The organism is Nonomuraea sp. B1E8 (assembly GCF_039871515.1).
GTDB lineage: Bacteria > Actinomycetota > Actinomycetes > Streptosporangiales > Streptosporangiaceae > Nonomuraea.
Genome location: NZ_JBDPLS010000001.1, coordinates 1,775,781 through 1,794,175 on the forward strand (window position 1 = coordinate 1,775,781; position 18,395 = coordinate 1,794,175).

Annotated in this window: 20 protein-coding genes and 1 pseudogene; 10 read left to right on the plus strand and 11 right to left on the minus strand. The window is 71.5% G+C overall.

Translation table 11 applies throughout. From position 1 onward, the window contains the following. Positions 1-253 precede the first annotated feature (253 nt). On the plus strand, positions 254-1,123 hold the full coding sequence (locus ABGA98_RS08640; protein WP_347617614.1) for a hypothetical protein: 870 nt from the start codon (positions 254-256) through the stop codon (positions 1,121-1,123). 245 nt (positions 1,124-1,368) lie between these two features. On the opposite strand, the pseudogene ABGA98_RS08645 reads toward ABGA98_RS08640, so the two are convergent. Next, positions 1,369-1,455 (minus strand): annotated as a pseudogene (locus tag ABGA98_RS08645) (IS5/IS1182 family transposase); the annotation flags it as partial. A gap of 118 nt (positions 1,456-1,573) precedes the next feature. Between ABGA98_RS08645 and ABGA98_RS08650 the strand changes: the two are divergent. Further along, positions 1,574-1,798, plus strand: coding sequence for a hypothetical protein (locus ABGA98_RS08650; protein ID WP_347617615.1), 225 nt, complete (start codon positions 1,574-1,576; stop codon positions 1,796-1,798). Between the two features lie 18 nt (positions 1,799-1,816). Here ABGA98_RS08650 and ABGA98_RS08655 read toward each other — a convergent pair whose 3' ends face one another. Then, positions 1,817-2,932 carry an alpha/beta fold hydrolase gene (locus ABGA98_RS08655; protein ID WP_347617616.1) on the minus strand — a complete coding sequence of 372 codons (1,116 nt, stop codon included), beginning with the start codon at positions 2,930-2,932 and terminating at the stop codon, positions 1,817-1,819. 144 nt (positions 2,933-3,076) lie between these two features. On the opposite strand from ABGA98_RS08655, the gene ABGA98_RS08660 reads away from it, so the two are divergent. Continuing rightward, positions 3,077-3,658: a hypothetical protein gene (locus tag ABGA98_RS08660; protein ID WP_347617617.1), complete on the plus strand. Its 582-nt coding sequence runs from the start codon at positions 3,077-3,079 to the stop codon at positions 3,656-3,658. Between the two features lie 12 nt (positions 3,659-3,670). On the opposite strand, the gene ABGA98_RS08665 is transcribed toward ABGA98_RS08660, so the two are convergent. Beyond that, complete coding sequence (locus tag ABGA98_RS08665; protein ID WP_347617618.1) at positions 3,671-4,327, minus strand: glycosyltransferase family 2 protein; 657 nt, start codon at positions 4,325-4,327, stop codon at positions 3,671-3,673. Beyond that, on the minus strand, positions 4,324-5,304 hold the full coding sequence (locus ABGA98_RS08670) for an NAD-dependent epimerase/dehydratase family protein (protein WP_347617619.1): 981 nt from the start codon (positions 5,302-5,304) through the stop codon (positions 4,324-4,326). Before ABGA98_RS08670 ends, ABGA98_RS08665 begins: the two co-directional genes overlap by 4 nt. Positions 5,305-5,434: 130 nt before the next feature. Between ABGA98_RS08670 and ABGA98_RS08675 the strand changes: the two genes are divergently transcribed. Genes ABGA98_RS08675 through ABGA98_RS08685 form a run of 3 tightly spaced genes read left to right on the plus strand, consistent with a single transcriptional unit; the run spans position 5,435 to position 8,027 of the window. Next, positions 5,435-6,775: a glycosyltransferase 87 family protein gene (locus ABGA98_RS08675; protein WP_347617620.1), complete on the plus strand. Its 1,341-nt coding sequence runs from the start codon at positions 5,435-5,437 to the stop codon at positions 6,773-6,775. Between the two features lie 29 nt (positions 6,776-6,804). Then, complete coding sequence (locus ABGA98_RS08680) at positions 6,805-7,419, plus strand: TIGR04282 family arsenosugar biosynthesis glycosyltransferase (RefSeq protein WP_347617621.1); 615 nt, start codon at positions 6,805-6,807, stop codon at positions 7,417-7,419. Then, positions 7,416-8,027 carry a methyltransferase domain-containing protein gene (locus tag ABGA98_RS08685; protein ID WP_347617622.1) on the plus strand — a complete coding sequence of 204 codons (612 nt, stop codon included), beginning with the start codon at positions 7,416-7,418 and terminating at the stop codon, positions 8,025-8,027. Before ABGA98_RS08680 ends, ABGA98_RS08685 begins: the two co-directional genes overlap by 4 nt. Positions 8,028-8,058: 31 nt before the next feature. On the opposite strand, the gene ABGA98_RS08690 is transcribed toward ABGA98_RS08685, so the two are convergent. Continuing rightward, positions 8,059-9,465, minus strand: a complete 1,407-nt coding sequence (locus ABGA98_RS08690) for an MFS transporter (protein WP_347617623.1) — start codon at positions 9,463-9,465, stop codon at positions 8,059-8,061. Positions 9,466-9,470: 5 nt separating this feature from the next. Further along, positions 9,471-10,412 (minus strand): NAD(P)/FAD-dependent oxidoreductase, encoded by a 942-nt coding sequence (locus tag ABGA98_RS08695; protein WP_347617624.1) that lies wholly within the window; start codon positions 10,410-10,412, stop codon positions 9,471-9,473. Between the two features lie 53 nt (positions 10,413-10,465). On the opposite strand from ABGA98_RS08695, the gene ABGA98_RS08700 reads away from it, so the two are divergent. Beyond that, positions 10,466-10,882 carry a MerR family transcriptional regulator gene (locus ABGA98_RS08700; RefSeq protein WP_347617625.1) on the plus strand — a complete coding sequence of 139 codons (417 nt, stop codon included), beginning with the start codon at positions 10,466-10,468 and terminating at the stop codon, positions 10,880-10,882. On the opposite strand, the gene ABGA98_RS08705 is transcribed toward ABGA98_RS08700, so the two are convergent. Next, a complete protein-coding gene (locus ABGA98_RS08705; protein ID WP_347617626.1) occupies positions 10,861-11,604 on the minus strand; it encodes an NUDIX domain-containing protein in 744 nt (247 codons plus the stop codon). The two genes, ABGA98_RS08700 and ABGA98_RS08705, sit on opposite strands and share 22 nt — an antisense overlap. Positions 11,605-11,764: 160 nt before the next feature. On the opposite strand from ABGA98_RS08705, the gene ABGA98_RS08710 reads away from it, so the two are divergent. The 3 genes from ABGA98_RS08710 (at position 11,765) to katG (ending at position 14,994) form a co-directional block, all read left to right on the plus strand. Next, the gene (locus ABGA98_RS08710) at positions 11,765-12,220 is read left to right on the plus strand and encodes a hypothetical protein (protein WP_347617627.1); all 456 of its coding nucleotides are present in this window, start codon (positions 11,765-11,767) and stop codon (positions 12,218-12,220) included. Positions 12,221-12,293: 73 nt separating this feature from the next. Then, on the plus strand, positions 12,294-12,731 hold the full coding sequence (locus ABGA98_RS08715; RefSeq protein WP_347617628.1) for a Fur family transcriptional regulator: 438 nt from the start codon (positions 12,294-12,296) through the stop codon (positions 12,729-12,731). 31 nt (positions 12,732-12,762) lie between these two features. Further along, positions 12,763-14,994 carry a catalase/peroxidase HPI gene (gene katG / locus ABGA98_RS08720; RefSeq protein WP_347617629.1) on the plus strand — a complete coding sequence of 744 codons (2,232 nt, stop codon included), beginning with the start codon at positions 12,763-12,765 and terminating at the stop codon, positions 14,992-14,994. 75 nt (positions 14,995-15,069) lie between these two features. Here katG and ehuA read toward each other — a convergent pair whose 3' ends face one another. Genes ehuA through ehuB form a run of 4 tightly spaced genes read right to left on the minus strand, consistent with a single transcriptional unit; the run spans position 15,070 to position 18,199 of the window. Then, positions 15,070-15,831, minus strand: a complete 762-nt coding sequence (gene ehuA / locus ABGA98_RS08725; protein WP_347617728.1) for an ectoine/hydroxyectoine ABC transporter ATP-binding protein EhuA — start codon at positions 15,829-15,831, stop codon at positions 15,070-15,072. A gap of 46 nt (positions 15,832-15,877) precedes the next feature. Further along, positions 15,878-16,531, minus strand: a complete 654-nt coding sequence (gene ehuD, locus ABGA98_RS08730; RefSeq protein WP_347617630.1) for an ectoine/hydroxyectoine ABC transporter permease subunit EhuD — start codon at positions 16,529-16,531, stop codon at positions 15,878-15,880. Further along, on the minus strand, positions 16,528-17,262 hold the full coding sequence (gene ehuC, locus ABGA98_RS08735) for an ectoine/hydroxyectoine ABC transporter permease subunit EhuC (RefSeq protein ID WP_347617631.1): 735 nt from the start codon (positions 17,260-17,262) through the stop codon (positions 16,528-16,530). Before ehuC ends, ehuD begins: the two co-directional genes overlap by 4 nt. Before the next feature lie 7 nt (positions 17,263-17,269). Further along, a complete protein-coding gene (gene ehuB / locus ABGA98_RS08740; protein ID WP_347617632.1) occupies positions 17,270-18,199 on the minus strand; it encodes an ectoine/hydroxyectoine ABC transporter substrate-binding protein EhuB in 930 nt (309 codons plus the stop codon). Positions 18,200-18,395: the final 196 nt, after the last annotated feature.

Consider the following 18,395-nt stretch of genomic DNA (forward strand, 5'->3'; position numbering starts at 1 on the left):
CGAGACAACAAATTCGGAGCACCAGGTCCGCTGATTAGACCGTGCCATTCTCTTGATGATCTTACTCAGGAAGCACGCTCTGACCTGCGAAGATGCCGCACTTTCCCACCCCGTTATCGAATCGCATTCTAGACGTGAACGATCTGACACAGCCGCATCACGATCGCCGTGACGCATGGTCAAATTTCCCTCATCCTCTGTTATGGTCCCTTCTTGCCCGAAAATAAGGGACACCCTTTACCCGAGGAGGATCATGCGGAGCGCCCGAAGGATCATCGCCATCAGCACCGTTCTGGCGGCGGCCACCGCTCCCCTGCTGGCTGTTGCGTCCCCTGCCGCCGCGCAGCCCGCGACGACGACGGTCCAGCGGAACCTGCCGCTGGACGACGTGCTTCCCATCCAGGGTCTCAACCCCGTGGCACAGCTGAAGCGCGTCAAGCAGCTGCTGAAGAGCGGCTACGTGCCGCAGGCGCTGAGCGTGACGAACGCGGCCAACCCCCAGTACGCGTCTCTGTGGGTCAAGGACGCCACCCGCAAGGTCAACGTCCTGCAGGGCCTGACGGCCATCGACTTGCAGAAGCGCATCACCGAGCAGCTGAAGCTGGGCTACGTGCCCACCATCATCAGCGGCACCGGCTCGGGCCCTGGCGCCATTTTCGCGGCGGTCTTCGAGAAGAAGGCCTCCGGTAAGGCCGAGGCCGAGGTCGACCTGACCAAGGACGCCTTCCAGAAGCTCAACGCCCAGCTCAGCGCCGCCGGCCTCGGCCTCGCCTCGGTCGACGTCTACGGCACCGTCGAGAAGCCGCTCTACGCGGCCGTCTGGGTCGCCGGCGCCGCCACCGGAGCCGTCAAGGTGAGCCTCGGCCAGACCGTGGAGGAGCGCGGCAAGGAGCTCCTGGCGATGGCCAGGCAGGGCCTGCGCCCCGTCCTCATGGCCATCGAGCCCGGCCAGCTTTACACCACCGTGTGGAGCAAGGGCCCCACGACCGGCCTGAAGGAGAACCTGCAGCTGTCCCGCGTGACCTACACCCTGCAGAACACCAAGATGAAGGCCCTGGGCTACAAGCCTGTCGTCCTGGACACCGCGGGCAACACCTTCGCGGCGATCTGGAGCAAGGGCTGACGACTCGCTCGTGAGAGCCGAGGATCCCGGTGCAGCCGCGGCCCCCGTGATCCTCAGCGCGCGCCCGACGCCACCTCGCCGGAGCCCGACCTGCCGACCGCGCGTGACCGGCGGCGTACGGGACGAGCGGGGTGCGGCGCGCCGATCCCCCCGACGCCGCGGCGGCCATCCCCCTCCCCCGGCGATCAGGGACGTCCTTTCCCTGATCGCCGGGCGGGCCGCAGGTCATGCGCATCGGGCGACTGCGAGCGTTTCGTGCCCTGTTCAGCCCGATCGACCGGGCTCTTGTCGGCGCACTCGCCGCCGGAAGGTGCTTTGATGATGCAGCCGTCGGCGTCTCAGTACACATGCCCCGTCATGGTCGTATGCCAGCGCATGCCGGCGACCATGTGCTCCAGATAGTCCGCGTCGCTGACCGTCACCACAATCTCTGCGTACGGAAGCGTGGCAATGGAGTGGTCCTCGCTCGACCCGGCGCCGCTGGTGCGGTCGTTCCTGACCGGCGCGGTGGACGCCGGGGTGCGCCGGCGGCGCGGCACGGAGGACCGCGTGACCAGCACCGTTCCCGACGTGACCGGGCGCCCGGCCCGGTCGTTCGCCGAGTTCGTCACCGAGCACCGGGCCGCGTTCGCCGCCACCGGGCACGCGGACGAGGGGGCCACAACACGCCGTTGAGCCGGTCGGCCGGGGCCCCTAGGCTTCGCCGGCGCCCAGGCCGCCGAAGAAGGTGCGCAGGTCCGCGGCCAACTCCTTCGGCGTCTCCATCGCCGGGAAGTGCATGCCCCGCTCGTGCTCCGTCCAGTGCGCGCCGGCGGGCGGGCCGACGAGCCTGCGCACCGTGGGATCCGCGCCGAACACCGCGAACCCCTGCGGCACGGCCGGCGGCGCTCCCCAGTCGGAGGAGTGGGCCTGCTCGTACAGGAAGCGGGCGGCGGAGACACCTGAGCCGGTGAACCAGTACAGGCTCACGATGGTGAGCAACTGATCCCGGTCGTACGGCAGGTCGGTCGCCCGCTCGAAGCTCTCCGCTATCCAGCCGAGTTGCCCGGCAGGTGAGTCGTTGAGCAGGTAGCCCATCGTCTGCGGGCGGCTGTTCTGGATCGCCAGGTAGCCGCTGTCCTCGGTGCGGAATTGAGCCATCCGGTCGAGAGCCGTCCGGTCCACCGGATCCGACGGGTCGAGCCGGTCGCCGATGCCCGGGATGAAGGTGGCCGTGGCCGCCGCGGTGTACGGGTCGGTCACGATGTGGACGCCCACGACGTGCTCGCCGTCCAGGCCGGCCACCGCGCCCGACACACCGCCGCCGACGTCGCCGCCGTGGACGCCGTACCGGTCGTAGCCGAGGCGGCGCATCAGCTCGATCCACGCCCGCGCGGTGCGGCCCATCGACCAGCCGGTCTCGCGCACAGGGGTGGAGAAGCCGAAGCCCGGCAGCGAGGGGATCACCAGGTGGAAGTCCTCCCGCAGTTCCTCGATCAGCTGGGTGAACTCGGCGAATCCGCTGGGGTAGCCATGGGTGAGCACCAGCGGGAGCGCGCCGGGGTTGCCGGAGCGGACGTGCAGGAAGTGGATGCGCTGCCCGTCGATCTCGGTCGTGAACTGCGGGAACGCGTTGAGCTGTGCTTCGGCGGCTCGCCAGTCGTACCCGTCGGTCCAGTACGCGGCCAGTTCCTTGAGGAAGTCCAGCGGCACGCCGCGGGTCCATCCGACCCCGGGGAGCTCGTCGGGCCACCGGGTCCGGGCCAGCCGGTCGGCCAGGTCGTCGACGTCGGGTTGGGGGATGGCGATGGTGAACGGCCGGATATCCACAGGAGGGCTCCTTGTCGGCTGGAAGGAAGACCCACGCTAGGAATCATTGCGGCAAGGATCTTTCCGCTTTATCGGGAGAACCGAATGTCGGTGGGCGGCCGTAGGCTGCACGTCGTTCTTCGGCAGACAGGCAGGAGGAAAGACGTGGGAGATTGGTTCCAGACGATCGTGGACGTCGAGGCGTCGCCCGAGGAGGCGGGCGCGCTGGCGGAGGGCGTGCTGAGCTGGCTGGTCTCGTCCGGCGTGGTCGCCGCCGAGCGCACCGACTGCGTCCTGGGCGCCGAGCTCGGCCACGCGTCGGGCCCGCGCGCCGGCGAGGTGGTGGACGCCTCCGGCTGGAGCGGGCCGTGGCAGGGCGGCCTGGCGATCAAGGTCGGACGCACCGTCTTCGACGCGGGGCAGGGCGACCCGACGGCGGTGACCTGCCCGCACTGCTCGGCGACGGTCGAGCTCATGGGCGACGACTTCACGCTCGACCACCAGGCGTGGGAGCCCTTCCGCGACGTCGTGCACGACTGGGACGAGGGGCTCGACGTCGTCATCCCCTGCCCGTCCTGCGGCCGGCCGGTCGAGCCGACCGGCTGGCGGTGGGCCGACGACTATTTCGCGTTCGGCCACCTGGGCTTCACGTTCTGGGGCTGGCCGCCGCTCCGCACCGGCTTCGTCGACGGGATCACCGCCCGCCTGGCCGGCCACCGCGTCGTGTTCCTCGACGGCAAGCTGTGAAGCACTGCGGGATCACCCGAGTTCGGCCATGACGCGCCGCATGTCGGAGACGGCCTGCAGGGTGCCGCGAACGGTCCCGGTCACCTTGGAGCGTCCCGTCCTGGGCAGGTAGTCGACCTCTGTCTCGGTGATCCGCCAGCCGGCGGCGGCGGCACGCAGGACCATCTCGCACGGATAGCCGAACCGGCGGTCGGCCAGCCCGAGCGCAAGGAGCCGCTCGCGCCCGGCGGCCCGCATCGGCCCGAGGTCGTGCAGCGGGGCCCCGGTGCGGCGGCGCAGGGTGCGGGCGAGGACGGCGTTGCCGAGCCGGGCATGCCAGGGCCAGACGCCCACCGTGCGCGGCCGGCGGGCGCCGAGCACGAGATCGGCGTGGCCGCCGGTGACCGGCGCCACCACCGCGGGGAGCTGGCGAGGGTCGAGTGAGGCGTCCGCGTCCATGAAGCAGACGACGTCGGCGGTCGCCGCCAGCAGGCCGGCGTGGCAGGCGGCGCCGAAGCCCCGCCGCGGCTCGTGCACGACGTGGGCGCCGAGCTCGCGGGCGACCTCGGCCGAGCGGTCGGTCGAGCCGTTGTCGACCACGACAGGGCGATAGCCGGCGGGCATGCGTCCGAGGACCCAGCCGAGCGCGGCCTCCTCGTTCAGGCAGGGCAGGATCACATCCACCGTCATGACCGGGCGAACTCCTTCATCCCGGCGTCGAAGCCGACCTCGGCGCGGAAGCCGAGTTCGAGGCCGGCCCGTTCAGGAGAGGCCACGATGTGGCGGACGTCGCCCAGCCGGTAGGCCCCGGTGATCTCCGGGCTTGGTCCGCCCTGCTCGGCGGCCAGCGCGTCCGCCATCTCGCCCACGGTGTGCGGGGCGCCGCTCGCGATGTTGTACGCCCTCAGCGCACCGGGCTTCGTCGGGGCCATGACCGCCGCCAGGTTCGCTCGGGCGACGTCGCGCACGTGCACGAAATCCCGGAGCTGGCGGCCGTCCTCGAACACCTTCGGGGCGCGGCCCGCCGCCAGCTCGGAGCGGAAGATCGCGGCCACTCCCGCATAGGGGGTGTCGCGGGGCATGCGCGGGCCGTACACGTTGTGGTATCTGAGCGCCACGGCGCTCCCGCCGGTCTCCCTGGCCCAGTTGGCGCTCAGGTGTTCCTGGGCGAGCTTGCTGGTGGCGTAGGCGTTGCGCGGATCGGGTGCGGCGTCCTCGCCGATGGAGGCGCAGCGCACCGGCTCGCCGCACTGCGGGCAGGTCGGCTCGAACCGGCCCCGCTCCAGGTCCGGCACGGTACGCGGCCCCGGCCGGACCCGGCCGTGCCGGACACATTCGTAGTCGCCCTCGCCGTAGATCACCATGGAGGAGGCGAGCACCAGGCGGCCGATGCGGTGCCTGGCCATGGCGGCCAGCAGGACGGCGGTGCCGTACACGTTGACTGAGGCGTAGTCGGGCAGGTCGGAGACGTCCACGCCGAGCCCCACCTTGGCGGCCTCGTGCACGACGACGTCGACGCCCGGCAGCAGCGTGTCCAGGATCGCCGCGTCGCGCACGTCGGCGCCGTCGCGCAGATCCAGGCCGGCGACCTCGTGACCCGCCGCCTCCAGCGTCTCGGCCACGTGCCCGCCGATGAAACCGGCCGAGCCGGTGACCATCACTCTCACGTCGCCGACGCTAGCCCGTCGCCCCGGCTGCGCCGAAGAGACGTAAGCGGTTCGTAAGGGCTCTTACGGACGGCGAACGGACGTCGCCTCCGCGACTCGGACAGGGCCCCGGAATGCGAGGCTGCCGCCTGTGAAGCGAAGCCTGCTCCTCGCCTGCGGGGCCCTCGCCGCCCTGGCGGCCGTCCTGCTCAGGATGGTCGCCGGACCGCCCGGCCTGGGCTGGACCCTGGCGGCCTGGGCGCTGTTCGCGGCCGCCCTGTGGCTGGTCAGGCGGGTGCCGGAGCGGCGGCTCGGCGCGCTGGTCGTCGCCGGCGGGATCGTGCTGGCCGCGACCGGGCTGGCGGCCCCGCCGAGCAGCAGCACCGACTCCTTCCGGTACGCGTGGGACGGCCGGGTGCAGGCCGCGGGCATCTCCCCCTACGACCACCCGCCGGCCGACCCCGCGCTGGCCGGGTTACGCGACGACTGGCTCTTCCCGCCCGGCTGCGACGCGCCCCGCCTGTGGCCCCTGCCCGGCGACGGCTGCACCAGGATCAACCGCCCCGCCGAGCCCACGATCTATCCGCCGGTCGCGCAGGGGTACTTCCTGCTGATCCACTGGCTGTCGCCCGAGGGCTCCCGGCACAAGGTCCTCCAGCTCGGCGGCTGGGTGATGGCCGGGCTCGCGCTGGTGGCGCTGTGCCGGCTCGCGGGCGCGCGGCGGGCGGCGTACTGGGCGTGGTGCCCCGCGGTGCCGATCGAGGCCGTGAACAACGCGCACGTCGACATGCTCGGCGTGCTGCTGGTGGTGCTGGCGTTCTGCGCGGTCGGCGCCGGTCGTGCCCGCGGCGCGCTGCTCGGCGCGGCCGTGGCGGCCAAGCTGCTGCCCGCGACGGCGCTCCCCGGCGCCCTGTCCGGCGTGCTGGCGAACGGCGTGGCGTGGCGGCGCCTCCTCGTCACCGTGGTGCCCGCCGTGCTCGTGGTGGCTCTGTCCTACCTCCCCTACGTGCTGGCCTCGGGCACCGCCGTCCTGGGATACCTGCCGGGCTACCTCAAGGAGGAGCGCTACGACGGAGCCGGCCACGGCAACCGCTACGCCGTCCTGCGGCTGCTCCTCCCGGACTCCTGGGCCCCTTATGCCGCGATCGCGCTGCTCGTCCTGGTGGCCCTCCTCGTCCTGCGGTACGGCGACGCCGACCGGCCCTGGCAGGGCGCGCTGCTGGTCAGCGGCTCGCTCCTGCTGCTGTTCACCCCCGGGTACTCCTGGTACGCGCTGCTGGTCGTCGCGCTGGTCGCCATGGACGGACGGGGGGAATGGCTGGGCATCGCCCTGGCGGGCGCGGTCGCCTACACCGCGGGCCCGGCCGACCCCGACAACCTCGGCGCCCCCTTCTACGCCGCCGCCGCACTGGCCGTGCTGATCGGCTGGGCCGTACGCCGGCGGACCCGCCCGGCACGAGCCGGCCGGCTGTCAGCTTCCAGGAAGGACTGAGCACCCTGAACCATCACCCGTTCCAGATCGTGGTCATCGCCAAGGAACCGCTGCCGGGGAAGGTCAAGACCCGTCTCACCCCGCCCTACAGCCCGGCCGAGGCTGCCGCCCTCGCCGAGGCCGCGCTCCGTGACAGCGTGCACGCCGCCGTCGGGGCGCCGGCCACCCAGCGGGTGCTCGCCCTCGACGGACTGCCGGGCCGCTGGTTGCCCACGGGGTTCGTGGTGGTCCCGCAGCGCGGCGTCGGCCTGGATGAGCGCCTGGCGGCGGCCTTCGCCGACGCCCACCGGCTGCGGCCGGACCCCGTCGTGCTGATCGGCATGGACACACCGCAGGTCACCCCCGCGCTGCTGCGCGAGGCCGGGGAGGCGCTGGAGCGGCACGACGCGGTGTACGGCCCGGCCGCCGACGGCGGCTTCTGGCTGCTCGGCCTGCGGCGGCCGGACCCCGAGTTGCTCCTGGGGGTGCCCATGTCGCATCCGGAGACCGGCAAGTTCCAGCTGGACCGGCTCGAACGTGCCGGGCTGGCCGTGCACCACCTGCCCGAGCTGGTCGATGTCGACACCGCGGCGGACGCCGCCGCCGTCGCCGCCGCCGCGCCGGCGTCCCGTTTCGCCGCCGCATTGAGGGAGCTGAGCCGATGATCGGGGAACTGTACGCCGACGCCCTCGCCGGAGAGAGCGCCGAGCTCGAATACGTGGACGGCACCCGCGACACCCTGGAGACCGCTCGCTGGTTCGAGCCGATCGACGGCGACGAGGAACTCCTCCGCTGCTGCTCCAGCCCAACGCTGGACGTCGGCTCCGGTCCCGGGCGTCTCACGGCGGCGTTGACCCGGCGCGGGATCCGCGCGCTCGGCATCGACGTCACACCGCGCGCCGTCGCCCTGACGCGCCGCGCCGGAGGTTTCGCCCTGCTCAGGGACGTCTTCGACGACGTTCCCGGCAGTGGCCGCTGGGCGACGGCGTTGCTCGCCGACGGCAACATCGGCATCGGGGGCAACCCCGAGGCGCTGCTGCACAGGGTCAGGCAGCTCCTGCGGCCGGGCGGCACGATCGTGGCGGAGGTCGCGCCGCCCGGGACCCGCAGCCGGGTCGACCGGCTCCGGCTGCGCCGGGGACCGCTGGCCGGCGAATGGTTCGGCTGGGCGACCGTTTCCACGAGCGACATACGGCGGATCGGGCTGGCCGCCGGCTTCACGGACGCCGACTACTGGACCGCGCACGGCCGCTGGCTGGCCCGCCTGCACTAGGCACAGGTCCAGGCCTTTCGGCCGGGCAGCGTCAGGCAGGCGTCACGGGCCGATCGACCGTCCTCGGCAGCGCGGCCATCAGCGCCACCAGCACGACGGCGACCGGCGCGCCCCAGATGAGCACGTCGGGGACCGCCGCGGCCATCGACTCCGGGCCGGGGACGCGGCCGTCGAGCTCGCGGGTGAGCAGGTTCCCCGCGGCGGCCACGCCGGCCGACAGGCCCAGGCCGCGCACCGACACCGTGGCAGAGGTGGCGGCGGCGAGGTCCTCGGGGGTGGCCGCGTTCTGCGCGACGACCACGAGGTTCTGCATCAGCAGGCCGAAGCCGAGCCCCAGCACGCCGATCTCCACGGCGAACAGCGCGTAGCCGGCGCCAGGGCCGAGGTCGCCCAGTAGGACGAACCCGGCCGACGCGATCACCGCGCCGGCGATCAGGTACGGCCTGTACCGCCCGCTCGCGCCGATCCGGGTACCGGCGAGCGAGGAGACCGCCATGAAGGTCAGCACGTACGGATTGAGCGCCAGCCCCGCCTGGGTGGCCCCCATGCCGTGCGCCGCCTGCAGATAGGTGGGCAGATAGACGATGGAGCCGCCGAGCAGAGCGCCGAGCAGCGCACCGGCGGGCAGGACGAGCCGCAGCGTGCGGTCGGCGAACAAGCGTGGCGCGAGCAGCGGGTTGGCGGCACGTCGTTCCCGCCGTACGAACAGGGCCACCAGCACGACCAGCACCCCGACCAGCGCGAGGATCACACCGGAGTCCCACGCGTGCACGCGGCCTCCCCACTCGGCGATTAGCAGCAGGCTCACCGTCGCACCCACGATCAGCGCGGCCCCCGGCAGGTCCACCTTGCCGTCTCCGCCCACCCTGGGCAGCCGCAGCGCGTACGCGACGAGCGCCATGCTGATCAGGCCGAGCGGCAGGTTGACGGTGAAGATCCAGCGCCAGCCCGCGGCGTCGGTGATCGCTCCACCGGCGAGCGGGCCTCCCACGCTGGCCAGGGCGAACACGCCGCCGGTGAAGCCCTGCACGCGGCTGCGCGCCCGCTGCGGGTAGAGCTCGGAGAGCACGATCGTGGGCAGCACGAACAGCGCGCCGGCGCCGATGCCCTGCACGGTCCTGGCGGCGATCAGTTGGGGCATCGTCTGTGCCAGACCGCACAGCGCGGACCCCGCGACGAAGACGGCGATCGCGACGAGCAGGACCGGGCGGCGGCCGTACCGGTCGCTGATCCGGCCGTAGAGCGCGCCGGTCGCGGTCGAGGCCAGCACGTACGACGTGACGACCCAGCCGATCGCGTCCATACCGCCCAGGTCGGCGGCGATGTCGGGCAGGGCGATGGCGACCACCGTCTGGTCGAGGACCGACAGCAGCATGCCGAGCAGGAGGCCGGCGGTGGCGAGCGGCACGTTGCTCGTCCTGGATGAGATCCGGAGCACAGCGGTCAGCTCCTCGCCCGCGCGAACGGGTCGGGCAGGCCGAAGTCGGCGCCGATCAGGTCCTGGTCGATGACGGCGCCGGCCAGGGTGCCGCCGGCCGCGGCGGCGACGACGGCGGCCAGCGGCATCGGCACGGTGGCCCGCCGCGCCATGTCGCCGGCCGCGTACACGCCGGGCACGTTCGTGCGGGCGAACTCGTCGATCTCGACGCACCCGTCGGCGAACGTCGCGCAGCCGAGGCGGGCGGCCAGGCCGGAGCGCTGGCGCGGCACGTTCACGACGAACACCGCCTCCCTGGCCAGGGGTGGACCGCCCTCGAAGACGACCCGTTCGAGCCGGTCGCCCGTGCCCTCCAGACGGGCGACGGGCTCGCACCGTACGGTGACGCCGTTCGTCTCCAGCGTGGCCCGCGACGCCGCGTCGAGGGGCTCGCCGCCGGTGCAGAGAGCGACGTCGGCGGCGAAGCGGCTCAGCTGCAGCGCCAGTCGCACCCGGGCGGGCGCCGCGCCGAGCACCGCGACCCGCTTGCCGGCGCACTCGTAGCCGTGGCAGTAGGGGCAGTGGAAGGCCGAGCGGCCCCACAGCGCCTCGACCCCGCGCGGGCCTGGCAGGTCGTCGGCCAGCCCGGTGGCCAGCAGGAGCCGGCGCGCGTCCACCGTGCCGCCGTCCGCCAGGTCCAGGCGGAAGCCGCCGTCCAGCACCGCGGCGTCGATGATCGTTCCGGCCTGGACCCGCACCGACGCGTACGCGGCGAGGTCGGCGCGGCCGAGCTCCCGCAGCCGGGCGGGCGGCGTGCCGTCGCGGGTCAGGAAGTTGTGCACCTGCTCGGCAGGGGCGTTGCGGCCCTCGCCCGCGTCGATCAGCAGGACCGTACGGCACGTCCTTCCCAGGGTCAGGGCGGCGGCCGTGCCGGCGGGACCCGCGCCGGCGATGACGACGTCGAACATGTTGTCCTCCACGTGTCTTGACGTGGAGGACAAGTCTGCAAGTTAATGTCAACATGAAGTCAAGCGAATCCATGCGGATCGGGGAGCTCGCCGAGCGGTTCGGGCTCGCGCCGCACGTGCTGCGCCACTGGGAGGCGATGTCCCTGCTGGCGCCCGCCACCAGGGTGAACGGCCGGCGCCGCTACACGCAGGAGCACGCCATTCGCGTCATGACGATCATCCGTGCCAAGTCGGCGGGGATGAGTCTGGAGCAGATCAGGGAGATCCTGAACGTCTCCGGACAGGCCGAACGCCAGGCGCTCCTCCGGCGGCACCACGAGGAGCTCGAACGCCGGCAGCGGGAGATCGCGGCGTCCAAGACGCTGATCGAGCACCTCATGGAGTGCCGCGCGGACGACTGGACCCGGTGCCCCGACTACCGGCGCATCGTGGAGACCGCGACGCCCGCTCAGGACATGTGCATGATCTGACCCGACCGCCGGCAGCGGCGGACGACCGGCTCCAGGTAGTCGACCAGCGGCCCGCCCAGCTCGGCAGGGGAGCGTACCAGGGCGATCCGGTCGAACTCCGGGACCTCCTCCGCGGCCTCCAGCGCAGCGAACCGTTCGCGCAGGAACGCCGCCGGCCGGCTCGGCGCGCTGAACAGCACGCCGACGTTCCCAGTGGCTCCGCGCGTGACGAGCCAGAGGCTCAGGTCGTCGGGGGCCGTGTCGACGCCGGTCTCCTCGGCCAGCTCGCGGGCGGCGTGCCTGCCCAGCGCGGCCAGGTCGAGAGGTTCGTCGCCCTGGGGCGGTTCCATGGAGCCGCCGGGCAGCTGCCAGCGGCCGGGCGCGACCGTGACCCGCGACATCCGCCCGACCAGCAGACGCCCGTCGTCCGCCGGCTGCACGACGGCGACGAAGAGGGACGGCAACCAGGCGGCGGAGCCCATGACCCGGCGCAGGACGTGATGCCGGAACGTCGTGCGCACCCAGGAGATCACCAGGCTGTGCGGCCCTTCCCAGCCGAGGCTCGCGCACGCCACCACCGGACCGTCGAAGAGGTTCGGGTTGGCCAGGACCGCCTCCTCCCACAGGCGGTCCATGGCCGCCCGCTCGTCCGGCGACAGCCGGGGCGCGGCGGTCTCGACCAGGGAGAGCCGGTGGACGTCCAGGAGCTCGACGCCGGGCGTGCGCGGCAACGGTCGGGTCATACCCCATGGTCACCCTTGGTGATGAATCCATCACCGGACTTGACCTGACCTTTGTCGCCGGAGCACCGGCCGGCACGGCCGCGCGGGATAAGACGTAGGGTCCAGATCTGCACCCATTCCCGGCCGCGCGCACGCCGGCCCTCGCGAGATGGACGCCGACATGACCGTCACTCCCGCACGCCTGCGCGACCTCGCGAGCCGCGCCGAGGCGCTCACCGCCGAGGTCCTGGCGCTCTGCGACCGCGCCGCCCAGCCGGAGCCCGAGCCCGTCACGACCGCACGGCAGGCCGCGAGCCGGCTGGCCCGGGGCGCGGAGGACCTCCACCGGGCGGCCGCCGACCTGGCCAGGCTCCAGGTCCAGCCGTGCGGCCTGCCGTGGGGCGTCTGCCCCGAGCACGGCAACACCCTGTCCTCCAGGGCCGGTGTCACCACGTGCCGCGTGTGCGGGCACGCCTGGGATCATGACCGGCTCGGCCGGCCGTGCGAGGAGCCGGTGACCTGGAAGGTGGTCGACCGGGCCGGCACGGAGACGCGGATGTGCGACGGGCACGTCTTCGGCGCCCGCGCCGCCGCCGCGGGGGCGACCTTCGTCCGCCTCGACGAGAGCGGAGCCTGATCCGCGACACGCCACTAAATTGCATGGTTCGTTATCTTGTATCGTTCGTGTTTATGGGGATACGGTGGCGGCCATGACCGCACCCAAGACGCCGACGACCGCCGATGAGCTGCGCGGGGCAGGGCTTCGGGTGACGGCGGCCCGCGTCGCGCTGCTGGAGACCGTCAGGCACGGTGACCACCTCGGCGTCGAGGCGATCGCCGCCGGGGTGCGCGAGCGCGTCGGCCACATCTCCTTGCAAGCCGTGTACGAAGCCCTTCACGCGCTCACCGCCGCGGGCCTCGTACGCCGCATCGAGCCGGCCGGCAGCGCCGCCCTGTTCGAGGGGCGGGTCGGGGACAACCACCACCACGTCGTGTGCCGGTCGTGCGGTGCCGTCGCCGACGTCGACTGCGCGGTCGGTCACGCACCCTGCCTGGCCGCGTCGGACGACCACGGTTTCTCCATCGACGAGGCCGAGGTCATCTACTGGGGCCTGTGCCCCGGCTGTTCCACCAGTCGTAGTTCCTGAGTGCCAGAAAGCCCGATATCGGAAGGAATCCATGTCCGAGAACCACGAAGCAATCGTCACTGACCCCAAAACCGAGGGCGAGGGCGGCTGCCCGGTGGCGCACGAGCGCGCGCTGCACCCGACGCAGGGCGGCGGAAACCGCCAGTGGTGGCCTGAGCGGCTCAACCTGAAGATCCTCGCCAAGAACCCCGTCGTGGCCGACCCCTTCGGCGGGGAGTTCGACTACGCCGAGGCGTTCAAGAGCCTCGACCTCGCGGCCGTGAAGCGCGACATCGCGGAGGCGCTGACCACCTCGCAGGACTGGTGGCCGGCCGACTTCGGCCACTACGGCCCGTTCATCATCCGGATGGCGTGGCACAGCGCGGGCACCTACCGGATCAGCGACGGCCGCGGCGGCGCCGGCTCCGGCCAGCAGCGTTTCGCCCCCCTCAACAGCTGGCCGGACAACGCCAACCTCGACAAGGCCCGCCGCCTGCTGTGGCCGGTCAAGAAGAAGTACGGCAAGAACCTGTCCTGGGCCGACCTGCTGGTCCTGTCCGGCAACGTCGCCCTGGAGTCGATGGGCTTCAAGACCTTCGGCTTCGCCGGCGGCCGCGAGGACGTGTGGGAGCCGGAGGAGGACGTCTACTGGGGTCCCGAGTCCACCTGGCTCGGCGACGAGCGCTACACCGGCGACCGCGAGTTGGAGAACCCGCTCGGCGCGGTGCAGATGGGCCTCATCTACGTCAACCCGGAGGGCCCGAACGGCAACCCCGACCCGCTCGCCGCGGCCCGTGACATCCGCGAGACGTTCCGCCGCATGGCGATGAACGACGAGGAGACGGTCGCCCTGATCGCGGGCGGTCACACCTTCGGCAAGACCCACGGCGCGGGCCCGTCCGACCACGTCGGCCCCGACCCCGAGGCGGCCTCCTTCGAGGAGCAGGGCCTCGGCTGGCGCAACACCTTCGGCACCGGCAAGGGCGCCGACACCATCACCAGCGGCCTCGAAGGCATCTGGACGAACACCCCGACCACGTGGGACAACAGCTTCTTCGAGATCCTCTTCGGCTACGAGTGGGAGCTGTTCAAGAGCCCGGCGGGCGCCCACCAGTGGCGGCCGAAGGACGGCGCGGGCGCCGGCACCGTGCCCGACGCCCACGACCCGTCGAAGCGTCACGCCCCGACCATGCTGACCACCGACCTGTCGCTGCGGGTCGACCCGGTCTACGAGCCGATCTCGCGCCGCTTCCTGGAGAACCCCGACGCGTTCGCGGACGCGTTCGCCAGGGCGTGGTTCAAGCTGACCCACCGCGACATGGGCCCGGTCGAGCGTTACCTCGGACCGGAGGTTCCGTCCGAGACGCTGCTGTGGCAGGACCCGCTGCCGGCGAGGACGTACGAGCTCATCGACGCGGCGGACATCGCCGAGCTCAAGGGCAAGATCCTGGCCTCGGGCCTGTCGGTGTCGCAGCTCGTGTCCACGGCGTGGGCGTCGGCCTCGTCGTTCCGCGGCAGCGACAAGCGCGGCGGCGCCAACGGCGCCCGCATCCGCCTCGAGCCGCAGAACGGGTGGGAGGTCAACGACCCCGACGAGCTGGCGCTGGTGCTGCGCTCCCTTGAGGGGGTCCAGCAGGCCTTCAACGCCGCCCAGACCGGCGGCAAGCAGGTCTCGCTGGCCGACCTGATCGTGCTCGGCGGGTGCGCGGCCGTCGAGAAGGCCGCCAAGGACGCCGGCTTCGACGTCGAGGTGCCCTTCACGCCGGGCCGCGTGGACGCCACTCAGGAGCAGACCGACGTGGAGTCGTTCGCGGCGATGGAGCTCACCGCCGACGGCTTCCGCAACTACGTCGGGAAGGGCCACCGGCTGCCCACCGAGTTCCTGCTGCTCGACCGGGCCAACCTGCTGACCCTGAGCGCGCCCGAGATGACCGTGCTCGTCGGCGGCCTGCGTGTCCTGGGCGCGAACCACCGGCAGTCGCCGGTCGGCGTCCTCACCGAGACGCCCGGGAAGCTCACCAACGACTTCTTCGTCAACCTGCTCGACCTGGGCACGACGTGGAAGTCGACGTCGCCGGACCAGACCACGTTCGAGGGCCGTGACAGCGCCACGGGCGAGGTCAAGTGGACCGGCACCCGGGCCGACCTCGTCTTCGGCTCGAACTCCGAGCTGCGCGCGCTCGCGGAGGTCTACGCGAGCGACGACGCGAGCGAGAAGTTCGTGACCGACTTCGTCGCGGCGTGGGACAAGGTGATGAACCTGGACCGGTTCGACCTGCGCTGATCAGGCGGCGTCCAGGCCGGCCGGCGCGGGCCGGCCTGGACGTCCTCAGGCGTCCAGCACCGCCTGAAGAAGACGTCAGGCGTCCAGCACCGCCTGGAGGAAGTCCCGCGTGCGCTGCTGCTCCGGCTCGTTGAAGATCTGCTCCGGAGGCCCGTCCTCGACGATCTGCCCCTGGTCGAACATGAGGACCCGGTGGGAGATGTCCCTCGCGAAGTTCATCTCGTGGGTGACGCACAGCAGGGTCAGGTTGCTCGAACGCGCGATGTCACGCAGCAGGGACTGCACGCCGGAGACGAGCTCAGGGTCGAGCGCCGAGGTGACCTCGTCGAGCAGCAGCACTTCCGGCTCCATCGCGAGCGCCCGCGCGATGGCGACCCGCTGCTGCTGGCCTCCCGACAGCTGCGACGGATGCGCGAGCGCCTTTTCGGACAGCTCCACCATCTCCAGCAGCTCGCGGGCCTTCTCCTCCGCCTGCTCGCGCGGGACGCCCAGGGCCCGCACCGGCGCCTCGGTGATGTTGCGCAGCACGTTCATGTTGGGGAACAGGTTGAACTGCTGGAACACCATGCCGATCTTCTTGCGGACCTGACGCAGGTGCTTCTCGTCGGCGGGCACCATACGGTCGCCGCGCTTCATGTGGGACAGGCACTGGCCGTCGACCTCGATGGTGCCGGAGGTGACCCGTTCGAGGGTCATCAGCAGGCGCAGGATCGTCGTCTTGCCCGACCCGCTCGGCCCGATCAGGGTGACGCGTTCGGCGGGCTTGACGTGGAAGTCGAGCTCGTTCAGGACCGTCACGTCGCCGAACCGTTTGACGACCTTGTCGAACTGGATCATCCACTGCTGGTCGTTGCCCACACGTGGATCTTTCTCGGACTGCGTATCAGGTATCAAGACGGCGCTCCATACGACGGACGAGTATCGACGCCGGAATCGCGATGAGCAGGAAGAACAGCCCGGCGATGGTCATCGGCTCCAGGTACCGGAAGCTCTCGGAGCCGATCCCGCGGGCGAGCCCGACGACGTCGACGACGGTGATCACAGACAGCTGCGGCGACTCCTTGAAGATCGCCACGACGTAGTTGCCCAGGGCGGGCAGCGCCCGGCGTACGGCCTGCGGGAGGACGATGCTGATCCAGGTGTAGGGGCGGGGCATGTTGAGGGCGATCGCCGCCTCCCACTGCCCCTTCGGCACACCGTCGATGCCCGCACGGTAGACCTCCGAGGTGTAGGCGGCGTAGTGCACGCCCAGCCCGATGATGCCCGTCGTCAGCGCGGTCATCTTGAACCCGAAGTCCGGCAGCACGTAGTAGAGCACGAACAGCTGCACCAGCAGCGGCGTGCTGCGGATGAACTCCATGACCGCGCCCACCGGCCGGCTGATGTACGCCCTGCGCGAGCGGCGCAGCAGCGCCACGAACAACCCCAGCACGAACGCGAGCACCGCGCCGCCGAGCGTCGCCTGGAGGGTGACCAGCAGTCCCTGCGTGAGCAGCTGGGGAAGGATCTCCAGCGTCCAGTTCCAGTCCCAGATCATCGGGCCGCCTCCACTGCCGCCGTGGCCCGCCGCCGCCGCGGCTTGCCCCGGCCCACCATGCGCGCGGCCCGCCGCTCGACGAACCGCATCACCAGCGTGATCGCGTACGAGAACAGGAAGTAGATGACCAGCATCAGCGCGAACACGATCAGCTGGTCGCTGCCGGAGTTGACGAGCAGCCGGCCCTCGTAGGCCAGGTCGGCCACGGTGATGACGGACAGCAGCGACGTCGCCTTGAGCAGCTCGATGAGCAGGTTGTTCATCGGGGGGATCATCTCGACGAACGCCTGCGGCAGGATGACGTAGCGCATCCGCTGCAACGGCGTGAAGTTCAGCGCGATCGCGGCCTCACGCTGGCTGGGGGGCACGGCCTGCAGCGCGCCGCGCACCACCTCCGAGCCGTAGGCGCCGAGGTTGAGTCCGAGCGCCAGCACGCCGGCGAAAACCTTGTCCAGCTGGTAGCCCGTGAGAATGGGCATCGCGTAGAAGAGCCAGAACAGCTGGACGAGGACCGACGTGCCGCGGAAGAACTCCATGTAGACGCGGGCGACACCCCGGACGGTCCGCAGGGGCGAGGACGCCATCAACCCCACGATCAGGGCGATGACGATGGCGAGCGCGGCGCCGCCCGCCGCGCTCTGCAACGTGACCGCGGCCCCCTGGCACAGGAAGGGCATCGTCTCGCCGAAGACGCCTGGCAGGTCCCCGCTGCACGGGTTGACAGTCATCATGCTCGCGTCAGGAACCCGCGCAGAGCTGCTGGGCCGTGAGCTTGGCGGCGTTGTCGACCTCGGTCTTGGTGAAGCCGAACTTCTCGATGAGCGGCAGCACGCCGTTCGAGTCCTGCAGCTTCTTCAACTCGGCGTTGAACGCCTCGATGAGCCCGGTGTCCTCCTTGCGGAAGCCGAACCCGCCCGCGCCGACCTGCTCCTTGCCGTCGACGACCGGCACGAACGACTCGGTCACCTCCAGCGGCTCGTCCGCGTACTGCTGCTGGAGCGTCCAGCGCAGCGAGACGGCGGTCAGCGCGATGGCGTCCACCCGGCCGGCGAGGATGCCCTTGAAGGCCGCGTTCTGGTTGGGGAAGACCTGGATCTGGCCGCCCTTCACACCGCCGGCCTCCGCGTAACCCTTCTCGACGGCGCCTTCGAGCACGCCGACCTTGGCGCCGACCTTCGCGATCTCCTCGAAGCTGGTGATCTTCTTCGGGTTGCCCTTGGCGACCAGGAACGCGGTCGTACCGGCGTAGTCGGGGTTGGAGAAGGCGATCTGCGAGCACCGCTCGGGGGTGATGAACATGCCGGCGGCGATGAAGTCGTACTGCTTCGACTGCAACCCGGGGATCAGGGAGCCGAAGGAGTCGACGATCTGCGCTTCCAGGTTGTCCACACCGAGCGCCTTGAAGATCACGCGGGCCACCTCCGGGGCCTCGCCGGTCAGGTTGCCGTCCTTGTCGCGGTAGCCGTACGGCTGCTCGTTGGCGATGCCGACCTTGATGGTGCCCGTCTGCTTGAAGCGGGCGAGGGGGTCGGCGCTCTGCGAGGCACCCGTGGTGCCTTCGTCGACGCGGCTGCAACCGGCGATGAGTGCGGGGCCGCCGACGAGGGCCGCCGCAGTGAGTCCCGAGGTTCTGAAGAAATCCCGACGCGTCCAACGGTTGGCCGTCACGCTTCACTCCCGTTCGTGCCGTTGTCGTTACTATGTTCATCCGAACGGATCATCAACCGCCGTTCGGTTTCCCGTGCAAAAGAGGAAGGCCCGGAGGTACCGTGGCCTCGCGATGCGCTCCGCCGCTTCGGCGCCGCTCGAAGACACCCGGCCCCGCGCACGCGGGCAGGGCCTCCATGCGTACGTCGAACCGGCG